This is a genomic window from Nereida ignava (assembly GCF_001049735.1).
Taxonomy (GTDB): domain Bacteria; phylum Pseudomonadota; class Alphaproteobacteria; order Rhodobacterales; family Rhodobacteraceae; genus Nereida; species Nereida ignava.
Genome location: NZ_CVPC01000003.1, coordinates 180,778 through 204,253, shown reverse-complemented (window position 1 = coordinate 204,253; position 23,476 = coordinate 180,778). Strand labels below are relative to the sequence as shown.

The window sequence follows — 23,476 nt, the reverse complement described above, 5'->3', positions numbered from 1 at the left end:
CGTTATCCAGCAGTCAGGGTCATCCACGTAATCAGCACAACGAGGCCGATCACCATGGAGAACGCGTAAGTAAAGATGTAGCCGGACTGCAAGCGCCCTGCCAAACGGGTGAAGAACGGCACAATACCAAGCGCCAAACCGTTGATGCCACCGTCGATGATGCCCACATCACCACGGGTCCACAAAAAGCGGCCCAGTGATTTTGCAGGACGAACAAAGACCGCGTCGTAAAGCTCGTCAAAATACCATTTGTTGAGCAAGAAATTATAGAGCGGCCATTGGTTTTCTGCCAATTTTGTGGGCAGATCAGGACGGCGGATGTACATGTACCATGACAGGATGAACCCAAACAGCATCGCAAAAAATGGGCTAAGCTTGACCCATTTCGGCACCAAGTGGGCCTCGTGGATCATATGGTTGTCCGCGCCAATAAAGATGGCACCTTCACCGGGCACCTGGCTGCGGTCGTGATCTGAATGATCCCCGTCTGCCTTCGCGCCAGCTGCGTATGCCGATGCTACCAACGTGGGAGCGTCGAAATACGCATGCGCTTCGCCCTTTTTCATGCCAATGCCGAAGAACTTATCAACGCTTTCTTGGCTACCAAAGTAGGGTTTGTAGAACGCCATGCCCGCGAAAATCGCACCAAAAGCCAGTACAACGAGCGGCACCAGCATGACGCTGGGGCTTTCGTGGGCGTGCTCATGGGTGTGTTTATCACCCCGTGGTTTGCCGTAGAAGGTCAAGAACATCAGGCGCCAGCTGTAGAAGCTTGTCATAAATGCAGCAATGACCAGCATCCAGAACGCAAAAGTTGAACCTACAAACGCGCTTTCAATGATTGCGTCTTTGGAAACGAAGCCCGCAAAGCCAACTGGGAAGCCAACATACAGCAACGGAATACCAACACCCGTAATGGCCAAAGTACCAATCATCATCGCCCAAAACGTCACCGGTAATTTCTTGCGAAGACCGCCGTAGTTACGCATGTCCTGCTCGTGGTGCATTCCGTGGATGACAGAGCCCGCCCCCAAGAACAGCATCGCTTTGAAGAATGCGTGTGTCAGCAAGTGGAACATCGCTACAGAGTAGACGCCAAGGCCCGCTGCCACAAACATGTAGCCAAGCTGCGAACAAGTTGAGTACGCAATCACGCGCTTAATATCGTTTTGAACCAAGCCGACAGTTGCCGCAAAGAATGCTGTGATCGCGCCTACGATAACCACAAAGTTTGTGGCGACCGGTGCGAACTCCATCAGCGGTGACATACGACATACGAGGAAAACCCCCGCAGTAACCATTGTCGCCGCGTGAATGAGTGCCGACACAGGCGTCGGGCCTTCCATCGCGTCAGGCAACCACGTGTGCAACAGCAGCTGTGCAGATTTACCCATAGCGCCCACAAACAGCAGGAACGCGAGCAAGTTCGGTGCAGACCAATCAGTCCACAAGAAGCGGATCGTCTGCTCGGCCAGTGTTGGCATGTAGGCGAAAATATCTTCGAACTTCACACTGTCTGCCAGCAAGTACAGCCCCGCGATACCAAGGATAAAAGCAAAGTCCCCAACGCGGTTGACAATGAATGCTTTCATCGCAGCAGCATTGGCGGACGGTTTGCGGAAATAGAAGTTGATCAACAAATACGACGCCACGCCCACGCCTTCCCAGCCAAAGAACATCTGAACAAGGTTGTCGGCTGTGACCAGCATCAGCATCGCGAAAGTAAAGAACGACAAATACGCAAAGAAGCGCGCTTTGTAGTTTTCACCCTCTTTAAAGTTCTCATCATGGGCCATGTAACCGAACGAGTAGAGGTGAACCAACGCCGAAACCGAGTTGATCACGATCAGCATCGTTGCCGTCAAGCGGTCAAGGCGTATCGCCCAATCAGTCGCAAAAGTGCCGCTCTCGATCCATGGCAGGATCTGGATGGATTGTGTAACTCCGTCAAACGATAAGAATACGACCCATGACAGTCCCGCCGCCAACATCAACAAACCAGTCGACACGTATTGCGCTGCAGTTTCGCCGATAAACTTCCAGCCAAAGCCCGCGATCAAGGCCCCAATGAGGGGTGCAAATAAGATGATGGTTTCCATTGGATTAGCCTTTCATCACGTTGACGTTTTCAACGTCGATGGTGCCACGGTTACGGAAGAAACAAACCAAGATCGCAAGACCGATCGCCGCTTCAGCCGCTGCAACAGTCAACACAAAGAGGGTGAATACCTGTCCAACCAGATCATCAAGAAACGCGCTGAAAGCGACGAAATTGATGTTCACCGCCAAGAGCATCAATTCAATGCTCATCAGCAGGATGATGACGTTCTTACGGTTAAGAAAAAGGCCAAAAATACCGATAACAAACAAGGCCGCTGCAACGGTAAGATAGTGTTCGATGCCAATCATGAGTTACAAGCCCTGCCCTGATTTGATGTCTTTGAGTTCCATCGCCTTCGCTGGGTCACGCATCATCTGCGCTACAACGTCTTGGCGCTTGATGTCTTGGCGGTGACGCAGGGTCAGCACAATCGCACCAATCATCGCCACAAGCAGGATCAACCCTGAAAGCTGGAAAAGCATGATGTATTTATCATAGATGAGCAGGCCCAAAGCCGCCGTGTTTTGCTGATCACCCTGACGCGCCGCAACACGCTCAAGTGCACCGTCGCCGTATTCCCACGCCCCAAAAGCCAGCGCCAACTGCATCAACAACACTGTACCGATCAACAGCGCGATCGGCACGTATTTGGCCATTTCGGCTTTCAGCTCGGCAAAGTCGACGTCCAGCATCATCACAACGAACAGGAACAACACCGCGACCGCACCAACGTAGACGATGATCAACAGCATCGCGACGAACTCAGCGCCCAACGTGACGAACAAACCTGCGGATGACAGGAACGCCAAGATCAGCCACAAAACCGAATGAACGGGGTTTCGACCAATAACAGTGAAAAGCCCCCCGGCGATCGTTGAGATCGCAAAGGCGTAAAACGCAATTGTCAGCACACTCATTCGGTGTCGTCCTTCTCTTTCAACGCATCTGCGGCCAGTTGCATTGCTTTGGTCATCGCGGGCATGCCGCCCAACAGAGACATCGTAGCGATGGTCTCCATGATTTCTTGTTCTGTCGCACCGGCTGTGTGCGCGTTGCTAACAGTGATCTTGATCTGCGCATCGGCCGTCGCACCCTGTGCAACAAATCCTGCAAGTGACACCAACAAACGGGTCTTGGCGTCCAAGCCCCCCGCGCTGGCGGTGCCGCCCATGGTTGCATCAAGCATCTCTTTGCTCATCGCACCCATGGCCTTTTCCATGCCCTGCATCCATTCCGCAGACGACCAGTTACCGCCCATGAAACGTTCCATGTGCGGTGCCATTTCCTTGGTCCAATCTGCGGACTGATCAAGGAAAGCCTGAAATGGATTTTCGGGCGTCTTGGTCATCTGTAGGGCGCATCCATCTCGAGGTTGCGCGCAATTTCAGCTTCCCAGCGGTCGCCGTTCTCGAGCAGCTTTGTCTTATCGTAATACAGCTCTTCACGGGTCTCTGTTGAAAACTCAAAATTTGGGCCTTCAACGATTGCGTCCACCGGACAGGCTTCTTGGCAGAAACCACAGTAGATGCACTTGGTCATGTCGATGTCATAACGCGTGGTACGGCGGCTGCCGTCATCACGGGGCTCGGCGTCAATGGTGATGGCTTGCGCAGGGCAAACAGCTTCGCACAACTTACACGCAATGCAACGCTCTTCGCCATTTGGATACCGGCGCAAAGCATGCTCGCCGCGGAAACGCGGGCTCAACGGGCCTTTTTCGTGCGGGTAGTTCAATGTTGCCTTAGGCGCAAAGAAGTAGCGCAGGCCCAGTTTGAAGCCCTTAAAGAAGTCTGCCAACAGAAAATATTTAGCAGCGCGCGTATAATCGATATTTGCCATTTTCTGATCCCTACCCAATGAGGTCCCAACGGGCGTAGATGCCCCAGAACCAGTCAAACTTTGCTGCGAAGGCTACAAACACGACCCACACGAGCGAGAACGGCAGGAATACTTTCCATCCCAAGCGCATCAGTTGGTCATAGCGGTAGCGTGGCACGATCGCTTTCACCATCGCAAAGAGGAAGAAGAAGAACGCCATCTTACCAACCATCCAGAGCGGACCGTCAGGCAAGAACGGGATCGGGGACAACCAACCACCGAAGAACAACAGCGAGATCAATGCGCACATCAAGAAGATCGCGATGTACTCACCCGCCATGAACAACAAAAACGGTGTGGATGAATATTCAACTTGGTAGCCAGCGACCAATTCAGATTCCGCTTCGGGAAGATCAAACGGCGGACGGTTCGTTTCAGCCAAACAGCTGATGAAGAACAAGAAAACCATTGGGAAGTGCGGCAGCCAGTACCAGTTGAAGAACCCAAGACTACCTTCCTGCGCCTGTACAATGTCGCCAAAGTTAAGTGAGCCAGTAGACAAAATGACACCAATGATAATGAGGCCAATGGATACCTCATAAGAAATCATCTGCGCGGCAGACCGCAAAGAGCCAAGGAAAGGGTATTTAGAGTTAGACGCCCAACCGCCCATAATCACGCCGTACACTTCAAGTGACGAGATCGCGAAAACATACAAGATAGCCACGTTAATGTCGGCCAAAACCCAAGTATCGTTGAACGGAATAACCGCCCAAGCGATCAATGCCAGCACAAAGCTTGTAAGCGGGGCAAGCATGAAGACCGTTTTGTCGGCACCTGCTGGAACAACAACTTCTTTGACGACGTATTTGAGCGCGTCAGCCACAGTTTGCAAAAGGCCAAACACACCAACAACGTTAGGGCCACGGCGCATCTGGACAGCCGCCCAAATCTTACGGTCACCATAGACCAAGAAAAGAAGCGAAACCATGACAAACGCGACAACCGCCAGCGTTTGGGCCACAATGATCAGCGCCATTCCGGCACCCGTATTTAGAAAATCAGCCATTGGTCCTCACACCGTCGGTATTCCCAGTTCCTTGCAGTTCGCAACAGCCACTTCAGCGTCAATCGTGCTGACACCTCGCGGCAGTGCTGGCGAAATGGTGTAAACAGCATCTGCATGCCACTTTCCACCCTGCATCTTTGTCGTCGTGCGCACGTGGCGCGCAAAACCGTAGCCCCGGATCAACGTATACTGGGCAGCAGCGCATTCGGCGTAGGCTCGCAAATCAGCCTCTGTGCGCGCGCCGCGCATTGTTACGTTAAAGTTGACCAAGTCACCGTCGAGAAAATCGGTTCGTATTCCTTCGTATGTTGGTGAAAACGCCGCATTTTGCGATGTCTGCACAGGCTGACACGCGGCCAGTCCGATAAGACACGCGACGCTCCACCGCACGGGGATTTTACTCCGCCGCTAGCTTGTTTGATGCGCGTGCTTTTGCATTTGCCGACAGCTCAGCCATCAGCGCAGACGCACGTGCGATTGGGTTGGTGAGATAGAAATCACTCACTGCGTATTTGAAGTTTGCCTTACCAAGCGGTTTGCTCGGCAAGGCCATAACGGCGTTTTCCGCAACTTCATCAATTTGGCCAAGGTGCGGGTGTGCAGCGATCATGGCGCTGCGCAGCTGTGCGAGGCTGTCGTAAGGCAATTGCGCGCCCAACTCAGCGGATAGCGCACGCAAGATCGCCCAGTTCTCTTTCGCCTGCCCCGGCGCAAAACCAGCGCGCATCGCAAGCTGTGGGCGACCTTCGGTGTTCACAAACAAACCGTTTTCTTCAGTGTATGCCGCTGCTGGCAGGATAATGTCAGCACGGTGCGCACCGCGGTCGCCATGGCTGCCTTGGTAGATAACGATCGGGCCAGCAGCCACATCAACCTCATCCGCACCAAGATTATAAATCACTTCCGCGCCTTCGATTGCAGAAGCCATACCACCGTCAGTGACCGCACCAACATCCATCGCGCCAACGCGCGACGCAGCTGTATGAAGCACCATCAACTTGCCGTTTGACTTCTCACAGATGCCCTGAACCGTAGCCAAAACAGCCTCGCCATCAGCCTCGTTCAACGCGCCCTGACCAACGATGCAGATAGAGTTCACATCTTGCAGCGCGCTCATATCCAGGCCCGCTACATGAGCAAGTGCCGCACGGTCACTGCCCATGTGTTCATACTCATAAGTCAGATCAACCGCTTCACCCACGACAGCCACATCCGCACCGCGGCTCCAAGCCTTGCGAATGCGCGCATTAAGAACGGGGCTTTCAAGTTTAGGGTTAACCCCAACAAGCAGGATCTTATCTGCATGATCGATGTCTTCTACAGTCGCCGTACCAACATATGCACCACGGTTGCCTGCAGGAAGCTTGGCATTGTCAGTCCGGCATTCAACGTTGCCGCCTTGTCCTTCGATCAAAGCTTTCAATGCAAATGCGGCCTCAGTCGGCGCGAGATCCCCAACGAGACCCGCAACCTTTTTGCCCTTCATTGCCGCTGCAGCAGCAGAAAGCGCTTCGGGCCAAGTTGCTGGTCGCAGCTTGCCGTTCTCACGCAAATAGGGTGTATCCAAACGCTGGCGGCGCAGACCATCCCATACGAAACGGGTTTTGTCCGAAATCCACTCTTCGTTCACGCCGTCGTGGTTGCGCGGCAAAAAGCGCATTACTTCACGGCCCTTGGTATCAACGCGAATGTTGGAGCCAAGCGCGTCCATCACGTCAATCGACTCTGTTTTGGTCAATTCCCAAGGGCGCGCGGTGAATGCGTAGGGCTTTGAAACAAGCGCACCTACAGGACACAAATCGATAATGTTGCCCTGCATGTTGGAATCGAGCGTTTCACCAAGATACGAGGTGATCTCAGCATCTTCACCACGGCCCGTCTGGCCCATTTGGTGAATGCCCGCGACCTCGGTCGTAAAGCGAACGCAGCGCGTGCATGAAATGCAGCGGGTCATGTGGGTTTCCACAAGCGGTCCAAGATCAAGATCATCCGTCGCACGCTTAGCTTCGCGGAAGCGCGAGAAGTCTACGCCATAAGCCATGGCTTGGTCTTGAAGATCACACTCGCCCCCCTGATCGCAGATGGGACAATCAAGCGGGTGGTTGATTAGCAGGAATTCCATAACACCCTCGCGGGCTTTTTTCACCATGGGCGAGTTGGTCTTAACCACTGGTGCTTGGCCTTCGGGGCCAGGACGCAAATCGCGGACCTGCATCGCACAAGACGCCGCTGGCTTGGGTGGGCCGCCTACGACCTCAACCAGACACATACGGCAGTTGCCCGCGATAGAAAGACGTTCGTGGTAACAAAAGCGAGGGATCTCAACGCCAGCTTCTTCGCAGGCTTGGATCAGGGTCATGGCACCGTCTACTTCAATCTCGGTGCCATCAATTACGACTTTGCGCAGGTCTGCCATTGCATCGGTTCCCGTTTTGCTTTCGCGACAAATGCGACCGTGGATTGCCTTGGCGAAAGAGCATGGCCGCCATCTGTTTGTTACGCCCACGCACTATCGCCTAGGCGCTGCGTTGTCCACCACTTGTGACCGATTTTACCGCGCTTTTAGCAGCGACCCGATTAGCGAGCCGCGCGCGATCTCTGCCCGCCCAAGTGCGCAGTAGGCCTCAGCCCCCTGCCCCAAGGCACCGTTGTCCGCCAGATACGCATCGCGGCGCTGCTTCATCTTCGCTTTCTCGGCGTCATTTTTCACGTAGGCGTTAATCTCTGCCTCGGTGTAGCCAAGAGCCACTGCATGGTTTTTCAGCCTGTTCGCATCTGCAAGCACCCGCAACATCCGCGCAGAAATGCGGTCACAATTGCGTCTGATCTGATCCCCAACTGCAGCCGCAAAAAGCCGGTCGTTAATATAAGCAACGTTACTCAACGGCTCTTTCGCCAAAGAAGCTTGCGCACTGCTAATGACAAAAACAACAGCAAATAGGATAGATTTCATGAGGTAACGTCCTCCAAATTAACAAACGCACTTATGTCTGCTGAGCATGTCGTTAGCCGCCGCGTTATTCAATAACAGCCCATCAAAACAAATCCACACGGGCCAAACAGAAACGGCGCGCAATGTGATGCGCGCCGTTTGTTTGATTGATGTGTTCCGCTTACTCAGCGGCAACAGCTGCAGGGCGTACCCGCTTGTGTTTGATGCGGTCTTCGATTTCATCACGGAAATTACGGATCAAACCTTGGATTGGCCACGCAGCCGCATCGCCAAGCGCACAAATTGTATGACCCTCAACTTGCTTAGTAACATCCCAAAGCATGTCGATTTCTTCTGGCGTTGCTTCACCAGTCACCAAACGTTCCATCACGCGCATCATCCAGCCGGTGCCTTCACGGCAGGGCGTACACTGACCGCATGATTCATGCTTATAGAATTTGGAAAGACGCCAGATCGCTTTGATGATGTCAGTAGACTGATCCATCACGATCACCGCTGCGGTCCCCAAGCCTGAGCCAAGCTCGCCGCGCAAGTAATCAAAATCCATAATCGCATCGCGCATGTTTTCACCGCGCACACAGGGAACGGATGAACCGCCCGGGATAACCGCCTTAAGGTTGTCCCACCCGCCACGAATACCGCCGCAGTGCTTTTCAATCAGTTCTTCGAACGTGATCGACATAGCCTCTTCAACTACGCAGGGTTGGTTGACGTGACCGGAAATAGCAAAGAGCTTTGTGCCTTTGTTATTGTCCCGACCAAAGCCAGAGAACCAAGACGCGCCACGGCGCAGGATAGTTGGCACCACAGCAATTGATTCGACGTTGTTCACGGTCGTGGGGCAGCCATAAAGCCCAGCACCTGCCGGGAACGGCGGTTTCATACGCGGCATACCTTTTTTGCCCTCAAGGCTTTCCAGTAGCGCAGTCTCTTCACCGCAAATATAAGCACCCGCACCGTGGTGCAGATAGATGTCAAAATCCCAACCCGATTTTGCAGCGTTCTTACCCACCAAACCAGCTTCGTAGGCCTCGTCGATGGCTGCTTGCAGGGCTTCTTTTTCGCGGATGTATTCGCCACGAATGTAAATGTAGCAGGCGTTGGCATTCATTGCGAAAGACGCGATCAAGCAGCCTTCGATCAATGTATGGGGGTCGTGACGCATGATCTCGCGGTCTTTACATGTGCCCGGCTCAGACTCATCCGCATTCACAACTAAATAGCTGGGACGCCCGTCACTTTCTTTGGGCATGAACGACCACTTCAAACCGGTCGGGAAGCCCGCGCCGCCGCGCCCACGAAGTCCGGAGGACTTCATCTCGTCGATGATCCAGTCACGGCCCTTTTTGATCAGCGCGCCGGTCCCATCCCAATGACCACGCTGCTGCGCGCCTTTGAGGGTGCGGTCGTGCATCCCATAAATATTGGTGAAAATGCGGTCTTTGTCCTGCAACATGTGCGCGTTTCCCGTCTGAAGTGTTGGCTGGCTTCTCTATAGACTTATTTGCGCCCCGATTGCCAGACCTGAAGCGCAAGAACGAGGGCAAAGAGAAATCCCGCCAATGAGAAAAGATAAAGCAGAATCTCAAAGCGGATTGTCAGGTTCAGGCTTTGCGCAATCGCCGGCGCAAGGATCGCCAGCAGACCAGAACCCGCGATGACCATAGCCGCCAAGCGGCCCTGTTTTGCATTTCGTTCGTCGCGGTTCACCTGGCAGCCTCACAAAAAATCCCGCCCAAAAATATCTTTGGACGGGACCATCTCTAGGTATTTTTGAGGGCTTAGTAAACGCCACCCTTTTTCACTTTTTTGGAAAATTCAGTCTGGCCACCTTTAGCGAGTACTTTGGCTTGCTTGACCCACTCATCACGGGAAACACGGCCTTTGAAACCTTCAAGGTTTTCATCCACCCATTCGACTTCTTTTTTACGCCATGATCCAATCTGATCAAAGTGGAACACACCCATCGAGTGCAGCAGACCTTCCAACTTTGGACCAACGCCTTTGATCTGTTTGAGGTCGTCCGGACCACCTGCCCGCGCTTTTTTCAGCAATTCAGGTTTGCCCGACGCGGAAACTGGCTTTGCAGCCTTCTTTTTTGCATCCGCAGGCGGTTTAACGGTAGGCGCATCTGCTTTCGCAGCCGCCCTTTTAGGGGCTGACTTCTTAGCGGCAGGTTTCTTCGGTGCCGCTTTTGGCTTTGCTGCGGGTTTCGGCGCGGGCGTTTCCGCAACGGGTTCAGACACCGTGGTCGCAGTCGCCGCTGCCGCTGCAGTGGCTGTAGGTTTGGCCGCAACAGCTGGCGTCGCTGTTTCAATACCGCCGGCTGTGGGCGCTTGGCCCGCGCGGCTGGCATCAATTTCGCCTAACGCAGGAAGCGGCCGACACATCAGCCAGCTTAGTGCTGCACCAGCAATAAAGAAAACAATGCCGCCCATGAATACAGCCTGAATAAAGGTGTATTCCCCGAACAGCATTAACATGACAAAGGCAACTAAGCCCAACACTGCGCCAACCAGCCAACACCCGATTGCGCAGGAGATCCCTCCAGAAGAGTTACTCATTCCAATACTCCGTCCCTATTTGGGGAGTATTAGTAGCAGCTCCCCTTCATTGTGGGGCTAGAAAACTAGGTCTTGGCTTAAGATGCAAGGGATTTGGCTTGATCAATCCAGTTGTCCCGCGACGCGCGCCCGATGAAACCTTCCAAGTTCGCGTCAACCCAAGCAAGCTCGGCCGGAGCCCATTTGGCGATTTGATCGTAATGAAAAAAGCCCATCTCGTTGAGAAGCTTTTCCAGTTTTGGACCGACACCTTTGATCAGTTTCAGGTCATCCGCACCGGCTTTGCGCGGGGCTTTCATGGTGCGAGGCTTTTTGCCCGCGTCATCTGAGGCTTTGGGTTTTGCAGTGCTTTTGGCTTTGGTAGCCGCTGGTTTCACAGCAGCTTTCTGCGCGTTTGCAGGCTTTGGTCGCGCTGCAGGTTTCGGTGGTTTCGCGCCAGAATTTGCAGCTTTGTCGATCCAAGGTGTCAAAAGAGGCACTTCAGTTCCGTCGATGCGTTTAACACTGTCACCGATATCATGGGCCAATTGTGCGCTGGCGTTCAGCTTAATCTTAGCGTTCACGAAATCAGTTAGGCTGGTGATGCCACCCGCTGGCTCCGCCGCGAAACGTCCATTCTGCGGGCCAACTTGCGGGGTTTTACCGGCGGCCAGCTCATCCAAAAGTGTGCCAAGCCGTTCTGCAGTCAGGTCTTCGAAGTAGTCTTTGCCGATTTGCGCCATCGGGGCGTTTGCGCAGGCACCCAAACACTCAACTTCTTCCCACGAGAAATTCCCATCAACAGAAATTTGATGCGCTTTCGGTGCGATCTTTTCTTGGCAAACCGCAACCAAGTCTTCCGCGCCACAGATCATGCAAGACGTTGTGCCGCAAATCTGGATATGTGCAATTTTACCAACAGGTTGCAGTTGGAACATGAAGTAGAAAGACGCCACCTCAAGCCCGCGAATAAACGCAAGATCAAGCATGTCAGACACATGCTCAATCGCCGGGCGGCTAAGCCAGCCCTCTTGCTCTTGGGCGCGCCAAAGGAGTGGGATGATCGCGGATGCTTGGCGACCCTCTGGGTATTTTTTGATCTGCGCTTCAGCCCACGCTTGGTTGTCGGCGGTAAAGGCAAAGCTGTCTGGTTGCTCAGAGTGTAGTCGGCGTAGCATGGGTCGTCTCTTTTCGGGTTATTGACGTTGCCATGCAACGCCAGCCTTCGGCGAGGATGTTTTCAAACAAAAGAATTAGCGGTCGATTTCTCCGAAAACGATATCCATCGTTCCGATGATCGCGGCGACATCTGCAAGTTGGTGGCCTGACGCGAGGTAGTCCATCGCTTGTAGGTGTAAAAAGCCCGGCGCGCGTAATTTGGCACGGTACGGTTTGTTGCTGCCATCAGCCACAAGATACACACCAAACTCGCCTTTCGGGGCCTCAACGGCGGTGTAGACCTCACCGGCGGGTACGTGGAAGCCTTCGGTGTAGAGTTTGAAGTGGTGGATGAGCGCTTCCATCGAGGTTTTCATGTCACCACGTTTGGGCGGTGTCATTTTGCCCCGGGCCATCACGTCACCGGTTGCTTCGCGCAGTTTGGCAATCGCTTGGCGGATAATCGACACAGATTGGCGCATCTCTTCCATCCGAACGAGGTAGCGGTCATAGCAGTCGCCATTTTTGCCAACAGGAATTTGGAATTCAAATTCATCATAGCATTCATAGGGCTGCGCGCGGCGCAAATCCCAAGCCAACCCCGAGCCACGAACCATTACACCGGAAAAGCCCCAGTCTTGGATGTCTTGTTCGGTCACAACGCCGATATCCGCGTTACGTTGCTTGAAAATACGGTTTTCGGTCAAAAGACCGTCAATATCTTCGAGGACTTTGGGGAACTCGATGGCCCACGTCTCAATATCATCAATGAGATCATCGGGCAGGTCTTGGTGCACGCCACCAGGACGGAAATACGCAGCGTGCAAACGTGCGCCGCAAGCGCGCTCGTAAAACACCATCAGTTTTTCGCGTTCTTCAAAGCCCCAAAGCGGCGGCGTAAGCGCGCCTACGTCCATAGCCTGTGTGGTCACGTTCAAAATGTGCGAAAGTACGCGGCCAATTTCGGAGTAAAGAACACGGATCAACTGCGCACGGCGAGGCACCTCGGTGCCTGTCAGCTTCTCAATCGCCAGGCACCAAGCGTGCTCTTGGTTCATGGGTGCCACATAATCCAGACGGTCCAGATAAGGCAGGTTTTGCAGGTACGTGCGGCTTTCCATCAGCTTTTCGGTGCCACGGTGCAAAAGTCCGATGTGCGGGTCGCAACGCTCAACGATCTCGCCATCAAGTTCGAGCACAAGACGCAACACGCCGTGCGCTGCAGGGTGCTGCGGACCGAAGTTGATGTTGAAGTTACGGATTTTTTGTTCGCCAGTCAGGGCGTCATTGAATTGGGAGCCGTCCATTATTTCGCCTCTCCTTTCGCTTTCTCATCACCGGGAATGACGTATTGCGCGCCTTCCCAGGGAGACATGAAATCAAACTGTCGGTATTCTTGCACCAGCGACACGGGCTCGTAAACCACGCGCTTTTGCGCCTCGTCATAGCGTACTTCTGTGTAGCCAGTTGTCGGGAAATCCTTGCGCAGGGGATAGCCGCGGAAACCATAATCCGTCAGCAAGCGGCGCAGATCAGGGTGACCTGAAAAGAGGATGCCGAACATGTCAAAAACTTCCCGCTCGAACCAGTTGGCAGATGGGTGAACTTCAACGATGGATGGCACCATATCGTCCTCACGCACTTCAACTTTCAAGCGAATGCGGTGGTTTTGGTACATGGACAGGAAGTGGTACACCACGTCAAATCGGCGCGCACGACCAACGTTATCGACCGCTGTGATATCAACCAATGAGTTGAAGCGGCACGTAGGGTCTGTCTTCAGCCAATCAATCAGGCCGTGGATACTACCCAACGAGACAGACACATTCAGCTCACCGAAATCAACGGAATATGACAGCACACAATCAGGACGCTTGGCAGCAATATAAGCGCCCAGTTCATCCATTGCGGCGGGTGTCATGGTTTCTGCGGTCATAGGATCGCTCCTTTGCCTTTCAGGCGTTTTCGGGTCGGAACTTCTTAACGAACAATCGTGCCAGTGCGGCGGATTTTGCGTTGCAGCTGCATGATGCCATATAGCAAGGCTTCTGCCGTTGGCGGGCAGCCCGGCACATACACATCAACAGGGACAATACGGTCACAGCCACGCACAACCGAATAGCTGTAATGATAGTATCCACCGCCATTGGCGCATGAACCCATCGAGATCACGTAACGTGGCTCGGGCATCTGATCGTATACTTTACGCAACGCAGGCGCCATTTTGTTGGTCAGCGTGCCAGCAACAATCATCAAATCGGATTGACGCGGGGAGGCGCGCGGCGCTGTGCCAAATCGTTCCATGTCATAGCGCGGCATCGCGGTGTGCATCATTTCAACGGCACAGCAAGCAAGGCCAAACGTCATCCAGTGCAGCGAGCCTGTGCGCGCCCAGTTGAGGATGTCAGCGGTCGACGTCACGAGGAAGCCCTTGTCGGACAACTCACGGTTCAATTCCTGCGTCGCAACCTCGCGGTCAAAACCTGCAGTATTTGGTCCGGCCATCACTCCCATTCGAGCGCTCCCTTTTTCCATTCGTATGCAAAGCCAGCAGTCAGAACACTCAAGAACACCATCATGGACCAGAAACCGACCATTGAAATATCTTTAAACGCTACGGCCCACGGGAACAAAAACGCCACCTCCAAATCGAAAATGATGAACAAAATCGAGACCAAGTAAAAGCGCACGTCGAACTTCATTCGCGCGTCATCAAATGCGTTAAATCCACACTCGTAAGCCGACACTTTTTCTGGGTCAGGGCTGCGCACCGCAACAACAACCGCCGCAAGGATCAAGACAAGACCCAAACCGATTGCGATCGCAAGGAACACAAGAATGGGCAAATACTGACCCGCAAGGGCCTGTGTCGAAAGGGTTTCCACAGTTTGCATCTCCTGAAATGTGTCGCGCAGACGTGCTACGCACAGGACTTTTGGCTGCGCCCGTCCTACCCCCACTGCCTTGACGCGTCAACGCCTTGGACCGGCTTTTGGCGCAATTTGGCGGCTTTTATCTTAGAACTCGTTTTGGCGAATTGTCGCGCTGACACGTGGCTTGATGTATCTATCCCGTTCTTGCCGTAAACACTACGCACAGCACGGATAAAAACCTTAGGCGCTGATGGCGACTTCTTCGCGGATGATGCGTGCAATCTGCGCGCAATCCTCAAGCGAGAACGTCAGCGGCAAACGCATATCCATCACACCCTTCAACACACGGTCCGTGGCGGGCATCGGCGTAGGATTGGCATATTTCCAGCTGTCGTATTTACTGGTGAAAGCCACAGGATCATCTGCGCCAAACCACTTAAGCTCAACCCCACGCGCAGCACAACGCGCGACAAAATCAACGATCTCGGCATCAGCCCAATCCAACAACAAAAACTGAAATGATGACGCCACATAGTGCTCGTCCGCAGGGCGATTAATCAACGTAAGTCTGTTTGCGCCCGACAGCCCGTTTTCCAGAACCTTGTACCGGTCGTTCCAACGTTTTGCTTGTGCATCAAGATCACGCAATTGTGGGCGCAGGATCGCCGCACGCAAGTTATCCATCCGGCCGGAAATGTTTGGGGTATGCAGACGAACTTGCTCGAACGCTTCGGGGGGCGGTGCTGCGCGGTGGCGCGTATAGAGCATGTAAGACCCCGACAGCATAATCGCACGAGCCATCAGATCAGGATCGTCACTGATCAAAAGCCCGCCCTCACCCGAATTGACGTGCTTATAGGTCTGCGTTGAATAGCACCCCAGCACCCCGTGGCGACCAGAATAAGTATCTTTCCACTTGGCCCCCATAGTGTGCGCACAGTCTTCAATCACCTTCACATCAGCGGCGTCACAAATCTGCATAAGGCGGTCCATATCGCAAATGTGGCCGCGCATATGTGACAGCAGCAAAACATCAGCCTCATCAGTCTTGGCCGCAAGGTCATCAAGATCAATCTTCAGGTCCTCGCCTACGCCCACAAAAATTGGAGTAGCACCCAGACTAGCAATCGCACCGGGCACAGGCGCCAGCGTAAACGCGTTCGTCAGAACTTTGTCGCCTGCCTTCACGCCACAGGCCCGCATCGCGGTGGCCATGGCGTAGCCGCCAGAGGCACAAGACAAACAGTATTTTGATCCCATTTGTGCTGCGAACTCTTCTTCCAGCAACGCAGTTTCCGCAATCTCGTCACCGTGGGTGTTATAGCGGTGCAGGCGTCCACCATTCAGCACGGCCAACGCTGCATCAATGCCTTCCTGAGGGATCGGTTCTTGCTGCGTAAACGAACCAGTAAAAACATCAGGCGTGGCGGGTTGTGGGGTGTGCTTTGTCATATTCACAGATGGGCAAACTGTTGCCGCGCCGTCAAGCACCATTCGCCGCAGCTCTAGCCGATAAGTGAGCTGACCACAGATCGCAGGTGACGGTAATCTGACAACAGCGCTTCGGGGTCCATGGCTTTAACGTCTTCGGCGCCGGGTCCGAAAGTGACCAATACAGATGGGACGCCCGCATTCAAACTTGTCTGCCTGTCAGTCATAGTGTCACCGACCAGCAATGATCTTTCGACCGAGCCGCCCGCTTGCTCAACCGCCGCCACATAGGGCGCGGTGTCAGGTTTGCGCGTAGGCAGCGTGTCTGCACCGATCAGCGAATGAAACTCTTTCAGCACACCAAGACGCGTCAACAACAAACGCGCGAGGCCTTCGGGTTTGTTCGTGCAGATACCCACGCGGTAGCCTTCCGCCTTCAGGTTTCCGATAGCCTCCATCGCATGGGGATAAAGCGTGGTATGGGTATCAATATTTGTGCCGTAATGGGCCAACAGCTTTTGGTAATGCGCGTCCATATCTGCAGCTGCGGCCTGTCCTTCGGCGCCCTTTCGCTCAAACCCTAACGTCAGCATCGCGCGACCGCCCCGCAACGCTGTGCCCGCGTCACGGACAGGATCCAACAAACCGCCCCACCCCAGATCCACAAAGCAGGCATTGGCCGCCGCGATCAGATCCCCACTGGTGTCCGCTAATGTTCCGTCCAAATCGAAAATTACTGTTTGCATCACGGGCGCCTTTCAAAGCTGAGCGTGGGGTGTGTTACGGTCTTGAAGCGTCATGTGACGGGCCGCCCCCTTGCGCCCCACCCTTGAACGGATAAAACGAGCCAAAGGCGTTGGCTAGAGTAGAAAAGAAACATGGCAGTAGCACTAATAATTCTTGGCGCCGGAAAAGGCACCCGCATGCAATCGAATTTGCCCAAAGTGATGCATGAAATTGGCGGTGCTCCCATGTTGGTACACGCGATAAAGGCTGGCGAAGAACTTGAACCATCGCGCATCGTTGTCGTAGCGGGACACGGAGCAGATGTGGTTGAAGCAGGTGCGCTGGACTGGAACCCGATGACCCAAGTGGTGCTGCAAAAAGAGCAACTGGGCACCGCACACGCCGTGGCGCAAGCCAAAGATATTCTGGGCTCGTTTGAAGGCAATGCAATCGTTTTGTACGGAGATACACCGTTCATTTCAGCGCAAACCCTTGAGGCAATGATTGACGCACGCGCAACCTCGGACGTGGTTGTTTTGGGTTTTGATGCCGAGGACCCTGCCACATACGGCCGCCTTGTCATGGACGGCGACAGCCTTGAGCGGATCGTTGAGTTCAAGGACGCAAGCCCGCAAGAGCGTCGGATCAGCCTATGCAATTCGGGGGTGGTCTGCGCTGATGCAAAAGTACTGTTTGAGCTGATTGAAGCAGTTGGAAATGATAATGCCAGCGGCGAGTATTACCTCACAGACATCGTTAGCATTGCCCGCCAATCAGGGCGCAGCGCAGGTATCGTGATCTGTGATGAAGAAGAAACCATGGGCGTCAATTCGCGCGCTGAATTGGCCCGTGCAGAGGCCATCTTTCAGAACTTCAAACGTCTTGAGGCTTTTGACAACGGTGTCACCCTTCAAGCACCTGATACTGTGATTTTCGCACATGATACCTTCATCGGGCGCGACACGGTAATTGAGCCGAACGTCGTTTTCGGCAACGGCGTGTCGGTAGAAAGCGGTGCGCGTATTCGCGCCTTTTCACACCTTGAGGGCTGCCACATCAGCTCCGGCGCTGTGGTCGGACCTTATGCCCGCCTAAGACCGGGGGCAGAGTTGGGCGAAGACGTCAAAGTAGGTAATTTCGTTGAGATCAAAAACGCAGTTCTCGAGACCGGCGCGAAGGTGAACCATTTATCATATGTGGGCGATGCGTCCATCGGCGCTGCAGCAAACTTGGGCGCAGGCACGATTACCTGTAACTATGACGGCGTATTCAAACACCACACCGACATTGGCGCGCGGGCTTTCATCGGATCGAACACGATGCTTGTGGCCCCCGTGCGTGTTGGCGCGGATGCAATGACCGCAAGTGGCTCTGTCATCACCCAAGACGTACCAGACGCTGATCTGGCGATTGCACGGGTCAAACAAGACAACAAGACAGGCCTAGGCAAGCGTTTGATGGATAAACTCCGCGCCGCCAAAGCCAAACGAAGCGAGGGCAAATAACGATGTGTGGTATTATTGGAATCCTTGGCAATCACGAAGCCGCACCTATCCTCGTCGATGCCCTGCGACGCTTGGAATATCGTGGCTATGACAGCGCGGGCATTGCAACGGTAAATGGCGGCATCCTTGATCGGCGGCGCGCGGTTGGCAAACTGGTTAACCTCGCAGATTTGCTGGTGCATGAACCGCTGGCTGGCAAATCCGGCATTGGCCACACCCGTTGGGCGACCCACGGCGCACCGTCAGTGAAAAACGCCCACCCGCATATGACCGGGCGGGTTGCGGTTGTTCACAACGGTATCGTTGAGAATTTTGCTGAACTACGCGCCGAGCTGGCCCAGAACGGCATCGGCTTTGTGACTGACACCGATACAGAAACCATCGCCCTGCTCGCGCAACTGCACATCGACCAAGGAATGGCGCCCGTTGAGGCCGCGAAAGCAACGATCGACAAACTGCACGGCGCTTTCGCGCTTTGTTTTTTATTCGAAGGTGAGGAAGACCTAATTGTTGTGGCCCGCAAGGGCTCCCCCCTCGCGATTGGGCACGGCAACGGCGAGATGTTTGTTGGGTCTGATGCAATTGCTCTGGCGCCCATGACCGATCAGATCACGTACCTTGAGGAAGGTGATTGGGCCGTCTTGACCCGCACGAGCCTTGAAATTCGCGACGTCAACAACGCGCTGGCCAATCGCGAAAAGCGCACCATTCAAATCGATACCGCACAGGTCGAAAAAGGTGGGCACAAACACTTCATGTCCAAAGAAATCGCAGAGCAACCATCAGTGGTTGGCAATGCGTTGAACCATTACGTCCGCGGCGGCGCGATACAACTGCCGACAGAGCTGGATTTCACCAAAATTGAGCGGCTTACAATGGTGGCCTGTGGTACGGCTTACCTTGCGTGCCTCACTGCGAAATACTGGTTTGAACAGATCGCCCGTCTGCCCGTTGAAGTGGATGTCGCGTCTGAGTTCAGATACCGCGAGCCCCCGATGACACGCGGCACAGTTGCGCTTTTTGTAAGCCAGTCTGGCGAGACCGCCGACACATTGGCCGCGCTGCGCTACGCCAAAGAAAACGCCGATCAGATCGTGTCCGTGGTCAATGTTGCGGAATCCAGCATCAGCCGTGAAGCAGACATCAGCCTGCCTATTCTTGCGGGCACCGAGATCAGCGTTGCCTCAACCAAAGGCTTCACCTGTCAACTGACGGTTTTGTTGATAATGGCGCTGCATGCTGCCCACCAACGCGGCCACCTGACCGCAGAACAGCTGGCAGAGCGGCTGGATCAGCTACACACCATGCCGGGCCTGATGAATGTGGCCTTGGCTGGCAGTAGCGCGGTAAAAGCCGTCAGCCGCAAACTGGCATCGGCCACAGATATTCTATTTTTGGGTCGTGGCGCAATGTTCCCATTGGCCCTTGAAGGCGCACTAAAACTCAAAGAAATCAGCTATATACACGCCGAAGGTTATGCATCGGGTGAACTAAAACATGGCCCCATCGCGTTGGTGGATAAAAAGACGCCCGTGATCGTGTTCGCCCCAAGTGATGCGCTTTTCGACAAAACCATCAGCAACATGCAAGAAGTCATGGCCCGAGGCGGCAAAGTGTTGTTGATCACAGATAGCGCAGGCGCACAGCAAGCGGGCGAAGGGGTTTGGGAAACGCTGATCCTACCCGAAGTAGACGACGCACTGGCCCCGCTACTCTATGCGATACCAGCCCAACAAATTGCGTATCACACGGCCATCGCCAAGGGGACCGACGTGGACCAACCCCGCAACCTCGCTAAATCTGTGACAGTGGAATAAACATGACACCCCAATCCGCCATTGAGGCCTTAAACGCTCATAGTGACGAAGCTGAAGCCCTTAAAATGCGGGGCTATCCCAAGGTTGCGCGTCCTTATCTGGGGGTTCCCGCACCGGTTATCGAAACGCTGTGCAAGGAATGGCGTGCGGCCTGTTCGCTGGACGAGCGGCTCGCAGTATGTGCCGCACTTTGGGACAGCAACTCATTCGAAGGGCGCATCGCTGCGGCAAAACTTTTGACCCAAGCCCGTATCCGTCCGGACGACACCGAAGCATGGGCTTTAATCAAGTCGTGGGTTCCAGAATTTGACTGTTGGGCAATCACCGACGCCGTCTCAATCGCAGGACAAAAACGTCTGGTATGGAACCCTGAACGCGTAGAGGACCTTGTTCCATGGGTCACATCAGAGCACATCTGGACCCGCCGTGCTGCGTTAGTCATGACACTACCTTGGACCAAGCAAAACACTCCTAAAGAGGCTGAATTGGCGGTGCGTGACCAAGTATTGGGCTGGGCCGCTGAATTGGCGTCGGATCACGAGCCGTTTATTCAAAAAGCAATCGCATGGTGGCTTCGCGAGTTGTCAAAGCATGACAGCCCCCGCGTGCATGATTTCCTTAGCCAACATGGTCAAAAGCTAAAACCGTTTGCGCAAAAAGAAGCCGCCCGCAAACTTGCGTCTCAAGATTACGCACGGCTATTCAACGGGTAACGGGCTGCTAGCCTGCAAAAACATTGACACGAACCAGGTCAGTTAGCGGGGCTTGCAACAGCCGCATCGCGGAAAGGGATAGTTGCGACGCCCCTGTTGGTTCTCCCCTGATCGGGCGCAGTTCCAGCACTACCGAGCTATCTCCATATTGCACCCTGCCCGCCTGAACTGTGTCTACCAGAGGGGTTAAAAGCCAAATGCCGGTATCAGCAGGATTGCCAAGACTTGCGATGGTCTCGCCTAGAAATGTCGATGCCTGAGGGTTTGTCTGCACCGCAGCCGCACGTTCCGCTGGCGTTGTGATATCAAAAGCTTCAGCGGTACGTGCTGTCTTGGGGACCGTCGGCGCATCAGCATCGCTAGTATCGTCACCCTGCACTGCCTCCGCTCCTTGAATGGCGGGATTGGATGAGGCCAGATTAGACACATCACACCCACCAAGCAGGGCCAGCAAACTCAAACCAATAACAAAACATCTCATGACCCAAGCTTAGGTGGTGACAGAAGACCGAACAACCGGTTTTATCGACTGGAAAACGCCGGTTTTGAACTTGTGGCGCATCAGCGTGCTGCCTACATTCGCCCCATGAACATGCCTCTTATTGACCCTTTTGCGCGCGCGATCACCTACTTGCGCCTGTCTGTTACTGACCGCTGCGATTTCCGCTGTGTGTATTGCATGTCTGAAAACATGACGTTTTTACCCAAACGTGATCTGTTGACCCTCGAAGAGCTTGATCGTTTGTGCAGCCGCTTCATCGCGATGGGCGTTCGTAAGCTGAGGATCACAGGTGGTGAGCCCCTTGTGCGCCGCGAAATCATGACATTTTTCAAAGCCATGGGCCGACACCTTGAAAACGGCACATTGGATGAACTGACCCTGACCACCAACGGTAGCCAGTTAGAGAAATATGCAGGTGCGCTTTACACCGCAGGTGTGCGTCGCATTAACGTAAGCCTCGACACGCTTGATGAAGCAAAGTTTGCCGAAGTAACCCGCTGGGGCCGGCTACCCCAAGTTTTACGTGGATTGGATGCCGCACAGGCAGCAGGCTTGCGGGTCAAGCTGAACGCCGTTGCCCTGAAAGGGTTCAACGAGGATGAATTGTTCACGCTGGCTGAGTTCTGTGCGCAACGCGACATGGACCTGACGTGGATCGAAGTCATGCCAATGGGCGATATCGGTAATGAGAACCGCATCGGACAATATTGGTCCTTAAAAGAGCTGCGCAAAACGCTTGAAACCCAATACACCCTAACGGACCTCAGCGACAGAACAGGTGGTCCTGCGCGCTATGTGCGGGTTGAGGAAACAGGTCAAAAAATCGGCCTCATCACCCCACTTTCCCATAACTTTTGTGAAAGCTGCAACCGTGTGCGGATCACATGCACAGGCGAGATTTACACATGCTTGGGCCAAGACGGAAAATCAGATCTTCGCGCACCGCTGCGTGCTAGTGAAGGCAATGAACAGTTGGATGACGCCATTCGCGCGGCAATCGGCCTAAAGCCAAAAGGCCACGACTTTGATTACTCAAGACAGAACGTCGAAGGCCAAGTGGCGCGGCACATGTCACATACCGGTGGCTAGGGTCTAGCCAAGTGGCATGCGGCTTTGGGCCATTTCTACCCACCATGAACAGCCCGCAGGGATAGCGTCATCAGTAAAGTTGTATTCCGGGTGGTGCACAGGCGCGGTGTCACCGTTGCCAACCAAAATATACGCACCGGGGCGGGCATTGGACAAAAACGCAAAATCCTCGCCCCCCATAATAAGCGGCGCTTCATCACACGCACCGCTTACGGCGCGCGCAGCAGCAGCGGCATATTCTGTTTCAGCATCAGCGTTTACCATCACTGGATAATTACGCAGGTAGTCGACCTCGGCCGTGGCGCCCATCATCTCGGCGGTACCATTGGCAATCTCACTCAAACGGCGCTCAGCTAAATCTCGGACGTCCTCATCAAGCGTACGGACAGTCCCTTTTAAGGTCACTGTTGACGGAATGACGTTATGGGCTTTGCTTTCGGTTTCAAAGCTGGTCACCGATACCACTACTTGTTTGGTCGGATCGACATTTCGGCTGGCTATGCTTTGAAGCGCTATCACCATATGGCTGGCCGTCACTGTGGGATCGACCGTTTCATGAGGTTTGGCCGCGTGCCCACCATGTCCCTTGACGGTGATCGTCCAATTATCCGCAGCTGCAAAAAACGGCCCAGAACGGATTGCAAATGTACCAACGGGCACACCGGGCCAATTGTGCATTCCGTAGACCTCTTGAATGCCAAAGCGTTCCATCAAGCCGTCATTCACCATTTCACGGCCGCCACCGCCACCTTCTTCGGCTGGCTGAAAGATCACAACCACAGTGCCATTGAAGGCCCGTGTTTCAGTCAGATATTTCGCCGCACCAAGCAGCATCGACGTATGGCCATCGTGACCACAAGCGTGCATCTTGCCCTCGGCTTTGCTGGCATACGCAAGGCCAGTCGCCTCAAAAATCGGAAGCGCGTCCATATCTGCGCGCAGGCCCACAACACGACCATCTGTATCAATCTTACCCTTGATCACACCAACAACACCGGTACGACCCAAACCTTCGACAACTTCATCACAGCCAAACGCACGTAGTTTCTCGGCCACAATGCCGCTTGTTCGATGGGTGTCGAACAACAACTCGGGGTGGGCATGAAAATCATGGCGCCACTCAGTGATCTCGGGCAGCATTTCGGCAAAACGGTTTTTGATGGGCATCGGCTAAATCT

At 54.1% G+C, this 23,476-nt stretch carries 25 protein-coding genes; 4 read left to right on the top strand and 21 right to left on the bottom strand.

The genetic code is table 11. The features are described from left to right. Window positions 1–2 precede the first annotated feature (2 nt). From nuoL to NIG5292_RS03105, 19 genes are all read right to left on the bottom strand, one after another. A complete protein-coding gene (nuoL, locus tag NIG5292_RS03195; RefSeq protein ID WP_048597939.1) occupies window positions 3–2,099 on the bottom strand; it encodes an NADH-quinone oxidoreductase subunit L in 2,097 nt (698 codons plus the stop codon). A gap of 4 nt (window positions 2,100–2,103) precedes the next feature. After that, entirely contained in the window at window positions 2,104–2,409 is a 306-nt protein-coding gene (nuoK, locus tag NIG5292_RS03190) for an NADH-quinone oxidoreductase subunit NuoK (RefSeq protein WP_048597936.1), read from the bottom strand. Window positions 2,410–2,412: 3 nt separating this feature from the next. Then, window positions 2,413–3,018: an NADH-quinone oxidoreductase subunit J gene (locus tag NIG5292_RS03185; RefSeq protein WP_048597934.1), complete on the bottom strand. Its 606-nt coding sequence runs from the start codon at window positions 3,016–3,018 to the stop codon at window positions 2,413–2,415. Then, on the bottom strand, window positions 3,015–3,449 hold the full coding sequence (locus tag NIG5292_RS03180; protein ID WP_053084825.1) for a carboxymuconolactone decarboxylase family protein: 435 nt from the start codon (window positions 3,447–3,449) through the stop codon (window positions 3,015–3,017). Before NIG5292_RS03180 ends, NIG5292_RS03185 begins: the two co-directional genes overlap by 4 nt. After that, on the bottom strand, window positions 3,446–3,940 hold the full coding sequence (nuoI, locus tag NIG5292_RS03175) for an NADH-quinone oxidoreductase subunit NuoI (RefSeq protein ID WP_048597932.1): 495 nt from the start codon (window positions 3,938–3,940) through the stop codon (window positions 3,446–3,448). The genes NIG5292_RS03180 and nuoI overlap by 4 nt, the downstream gene beginning before the upstream one ends. Before the next feature lie 10 nt (window positions 3,941–3,950). Further along, a complete protein-coding gene (gene nuoH, locus NIG5292_RS03170) occupies window positions 3,951–4,988 on the bottom strand; it encodes an NADH-quinone oxidoreductase subunit NuoH (RefSeq protein WP_048597930.1) in 1,038 nt (345 codons plus the stop codon). 6 nt (window positions 4,989–4,994) lie between these two features. Beyond that, on the bottom strand, window positions 4,995–5,378 hold the full coding sequence (locus tag NIG5292_RS03165) for a YNQ4 family lipoprotein (RefSeq protein WP_143081924.1): 384 nt from the start codon (window positions 5,376–5,378) through the stop codon (window positions 4,995–4,997). Between the two features lie 7 nt (window positions 5,379–5,385). Beyond that, the gene (gene nuoG / locus NIG5292_RS03160) at window positions 5,386–7,404 is read right to left on the bottom strand and encodes an NADH-quinone oxidoreductase subunit NuoG (protein WP_048598184.1); all 2,019 of its coding nucleotides are present in this window, start codon (window positions 7,402–7,404) and stop codon (window positions 5,386–5,388) included. A gap of 135 nt (window positions 7,405–7,539) precedes the next feature. Then, the gene (locus NIG5292_RS03155; protein WP_048597926.1) at window positions 7,540–7,941 is read right to left on the bottom strand and encodes a DUF5333 domain-containing protein; all 402 of its coding nucleotides are present in this window, start codon (window positions 7,939–7,941) and stop codon (window positions 7,540–7,542) included. A 160-nt stretch (window positions 7,942–8,101) separates the two neighbouring features. After that, window positions 8,102–9,397 (bottom strand): NADH-quinone oxidoreductase subunit NuoF, encoded by a 1,296-nt coding sequence (gene nuoF, locus NIG5292_RS03150; RefSeq protein ID WP_048597924.1) that lies wholly within the window; start codon window positions 9,395–9,397, stop codon window positions 8,102–8,104. A 44-nt stretch (window positions 9,398–9,441) separates the two neighbouring features. After that, window positions 9,442–9,651, bottom strand: a complete 210-nt coding sequence (locus NIG5292_RS03145) for a DUF5337 family protein (RefSeq protein ID WP_048597923.1) — start codon at window positions 9,649–9,651, stop codon at window positions 9,442–9,444. Between the two features lie 71 nt (window positions 9,652–9,722). Then, complete coding sequence (locus tag NIG5292_RS14450; RefSeq protein WP_053084824.1) at window positions 9,723–10,505, bottom strand: helix-hairpin-helix domain-containing protein; 783 nt, start codon at window positions 10,503–10,505, stop codon at window positions 9,723–9,725. 77 nt (window positions 10,506–10,582) lie between these two features. Beyond that, the gene (locus NIG5292_RS03135; protein ID WP_048597922.1) at window positions 10,583–11,662 is read right to left on the bottom strand and encodes an NADH-quinone oxidoreductase subunit E; all 1,080 of its coding nucleotides are present in this window, start codon (window positions 11,660–11,662) and stop codon (window positions 10,583–10,585) included. 75 nt (window positions 11,663–11,737) lie between these two features. After that, window positions 11,738–12,949 (bottom strand): NADH-quinone oxidoreductase subunit D, encoded by a 1,212-nt coding sequence (locus tag NIG5292_RS03130; RefSeq protein ID WP_048597921.1) that lies wholly within the window; start codon window positions 12,947–12,949, stop codon window positions 11,738–11,740. Continuing rightward, window positions 12,949–13,578 carry an NADH-quinone oxidoreductase subunit C gene (locus tag NIG5292_RS03125; protein WP_370726219.1) on the bottom strand — a complete coding sequence of 210 codons (630 nt, stop codon included), beginning with the start codon at window positions 13,576–13,578 and terminating at the stop codon, window positions 12,949–12,951. Before NIG5292_RS03125 ends, NIG5292_RS03130 begins: the two co-directional genes overlap by 1 nt. Before the next feature lie 44 nt (window positions 13,579–13,622). Next, on the bottom strand, window positions 13,623–14,156 hold the full coding sequence (locus NIG5292_RS03120) for a NuoB/complex I 20 kDa subunit family protein (RefSeq protein ID WP_177193410.1): 534 nt from the start codon (window positions 14,154–14,156) through the stop codon (window positions 13,623–13,625). Then, the gene (locus tag NIG5292_RS03115) at window positions 14,147–14,536 is read right to left on the bottom strand and encodes an NADH-quinone oxidoreductase subunit A (protein ID WP_048597920.1); all 390 of its coding nucleotides are present in this window, start codon (window positions 14,534–14,536) and stop codon (window positions 14,147–14,149) included. The genes NIG5292_RS03120 and NIG5292_RS03115 overlap by 10 nt, the downstream gene beginning before the upstream one ends. Before the next feature lie 219 nt (window positions 14,537–14,755). Then, complete coding sequence (locus NIG5292_RS03110) at window positions 14,756–15,967, bottom strand: DegT/DnrJ/EryC1/StrS family aminotransferase (RefSeq protein ID WP_048598180.1); 1,212 nt, start codon at window positions 15,965–15,967, stop codon at window positions 14,756–14,758. A 53-nt stretch (window positions 15,968–16,020) separates the two neighbouring features. Next, on the bottom strand, window positions 16,021–16,692 hold the full coding sequence (locus NIG5292_RS03105; protein ID WP_048597919.1) for an HAD-IA family hydrolase: 672 nt from the start codon (window positions 16,690–16,692) through the stop codon (window positions 16,021–16,023). Between the two features lie 132 nt (window positions 16,693–16,824). On the opposite strand from NIG5292_RS03105, the gene glmU reads away from it, so the two are divergent. From glmU to NIG5292_RS03090, 3 genes are read left to right on the top strand one after another with little or no spacing between them, the layout of a single operon-like run. Next, entirely contained in the window at window positions 16,825–18,177 is a 1,353-nt protein-coding gene (glmU, locus tag NIG5292_RS03100; protein WP_048597916.1) for a bifunctional UDP-N-acetylglucosamine diphosphorylase/glucosamine-1-phosphate N-acetyltransferase GlmU, read from the top strand. A 2-nt stretch (window positions 18,178–18,179) separates the two neighbouring features. Beyond that, window positions 18,180–19,994, top strand: coding sequence for a glutamine--fructose-6-phosphate transaminase (isomerizing) (gene glmS, locus NIG5292_RS03095; protein ID WP_048597914.1), 1,815 nt, complete (start codon window positions 18,180–18,182; stop codon window positions 19,992–19,994). Window positions 19,995–19,996: 2 nt separating this feature from the next. Beyond that, window positions 19,997–20,707: a DNA alkylation repair protein gene (locus tag NIG5292_RS03090; RefSeq protein ID WP_048597912.1), complete on the top strand. Its 711-nt coding sequence runs from the start codon at window positions 19,997–19,999 to the stop codon at window positions 20,705–20,707. Between the two features lie 7 nt (window positions 20,708–20,714). Here NIG5292_RS03090 and NIG5292_RS03085 read toward each other — a convergent pair whose 3' ends face one another. Next, entirely contained in the window at window positions 20,715–21,188 is a 474-nt protein-coding gene (locus NIG5292_RS03085; RefSeq protein ID WP_233488152.1) for a hypothetical protein, read from the bottom strand. Window positions 21,189–21,293: 105 nt separating this feature from the next. Here NIG5292_RS03085 and moaA point away from each other — a divergent pair, with 105 nt between their 5' ends. Then, on the top strand, window positions 21,294–22,298 hold the full coding sequence (moaA, locus tag NIG5292_RS03080; protein ID WP_048598178.1) for a GTP 3',8-cyclase MoaA: 1,005 nt from the start codon (window positions 21,294–21,296) through the stop codon (window positions 22,296–22,298). A gap of 3 nt (window positions 22,299–22,301) precedes the next feature. Here moaA and NIG5292_RS03075 read toward each other — a convergent pair whose 3' ends face one another. Then, window positions 22,302–23,465 carry a M20 aminoacylase family protein gene (locus NIG5292_RS03075; protein ID WP_048597910.1) on the bottom strand — a complete coding sequence of 388 codons (1,164 nt, stop codon included), beginning with the start codon at window positions 23,463–23,465 and terminating at the stop codon, window positions 22,302–22,304. Window positions 23,466–23,476: the final 11 nt, after the last annotated feature.

Coding starts and splice junctions, on each gene's coding strand:
- nuoL (WP_048597939.1), bottom strand. CDS start 2,099: ATGGAAACCATCATCTTATTTGCACCCCTCATTGGGGCCTTGATCGCG.
- nuoK (WP_048597936.1), bottom strand. CDS start 2,409: ATGATTGGCATCGAACACTATCTTACCGTTGCAGCGGCCTTGTTTGTT.
- NIG5292_RS03185 (WP_048597934.1), bottom strand. CDS start 3,018: ATGAGTGTGCTGACAATTGCGTTTTACGCCTTTGCGATCTCAACGATC.
- NIG5292_RS03180 (WP_053084825.1), bottom strand. CDS start 3,449: ATGACCAAGACGCCCGAAAATCCATTTCAGGCTTTCCTTGATCAGTCC.
- nuoI (WP_048597932.1), bottom strand. CDS start 3,940: ATGGCAAATATCGATTATACGCGCGCTGCTAAATATTTTCTGTTGGCA.
- nuoH (WP_048597930.1), bottom strand. CDS start 4,988: ATGGCTGATTTTCTAAATACGGGTGCCGGAATGGCGCTGATCATTGTG.
- nuoG (WP_048598184.1), bottom strand. CDS start 7,404: ATGGCAGACCTGCGCAAAGTCGTAATTGATGGCACCGAGATTGAAGTA.
- NIG5292_RS03155 (WP_048597926.1), bottom strand. CDS start 7,941: ATGAAATCTATCCTATTTGCTGTTGTTTTTGTCATTAGCAGTGCGCAA.
- nuoF (WP_048597924.1), bottom strand. CDS start 9,397: ATGTTGCAGGACAAAGACCGCATTTTCACCAATATTTATGGGATGCAC.
- NIG5292_RS14450 (WP_053084824.1), bottom strand. CDS start 10,505: ATGAGTAACTCTTCTGGAGGGATCTCCTGCGCAATCGGGTGTTGGCTG.
- NIG5292_RS03135 (WP_048597922.1), bottom strand. CDS start 11,662: ATGCTACGCCGACTACACTCTGAGCAACCAGACAGCTTTGCCTTTACC.
- NIG5292_RS03130 (WP_048597921.1), bottom strand. CDS start 12,949: ATGGACGGCTCCCAATTCAATGACGCCCTGACTGGCGAACAAAAAATC.
- NIG5292_RS03125 (WP_370726219.1), bottom strand. CDS start 13,578: ATGACCGCAGAAACCATGACACCCGCCGCAATGGATGAACTGGGCGCT.
- NIG5292_RS03120 (WP_177193410.1), bottom strand. CDS start 14,156: ATGGGAGTGATGGCCGGACCAAATACTGCAGGTTTTGACCGCGAGGTT.
- NIG5292_RS03115 (WP_048597920.1), bottom strand. CDS start 14,536: ATGCAAACTGTGGAAACCCTTTCGACACAGGCCCTTGCGGGTCAGTAT.
- NIG5292_RS03110 (WP_048598180.1), bottom strand. CDS start 15,967: ATGACAAAGCACACCCCACAACCCGCCACGCCTGATGTTTTTACTGGT.
- NIG5292_RS03105 (WP_048597919.1), bottom strand. CDS start 16,692: ATGCAAACAGTAATTTTCGATTTGGACGGAACATTAGCGGACACCAGT.
- glmU (WP_048597916.1), top strand. CDS start 16,825: ATGGCAGTAGCACTAATAATTCTTGGCGCCGGAAAAGGCACCCGCATG.
- glmS (WP_048597914.1), top strand. CDS start 18,180: ATGTGTGGTATTATTGGAATCCTTGGCAATCACGAAGCCGCACCTATC.
- NIG5292_RS03090 (WP_048597912.1), top strand. CDS start 19,997: ATGACACCCCAATCCGCCATTGAGGCCTTAAACGCTCATAGTGACGAA.
- NIG5292_RS03085 (WP_233488152.1), bottom strand. CDS start 21,188: ATGAGATGTTTTGTTATTGGTTTGAGTTTGCTGGCCCTGCTTGGTGGG.
- moaA (WP_048598178.1), top strand. CDS start 21,294: ATGAACATGCCTCTTATTGACCCTTTTGCGCGCGCGATCACCTACTTG.
- NIG5292_RS03075 (WP_048597910.1), bottom strand. CDS start 23,465: ATGCCCATCAAAAACCGTTTTGCCGAAATGCTGCCCGAGATCACTGAG.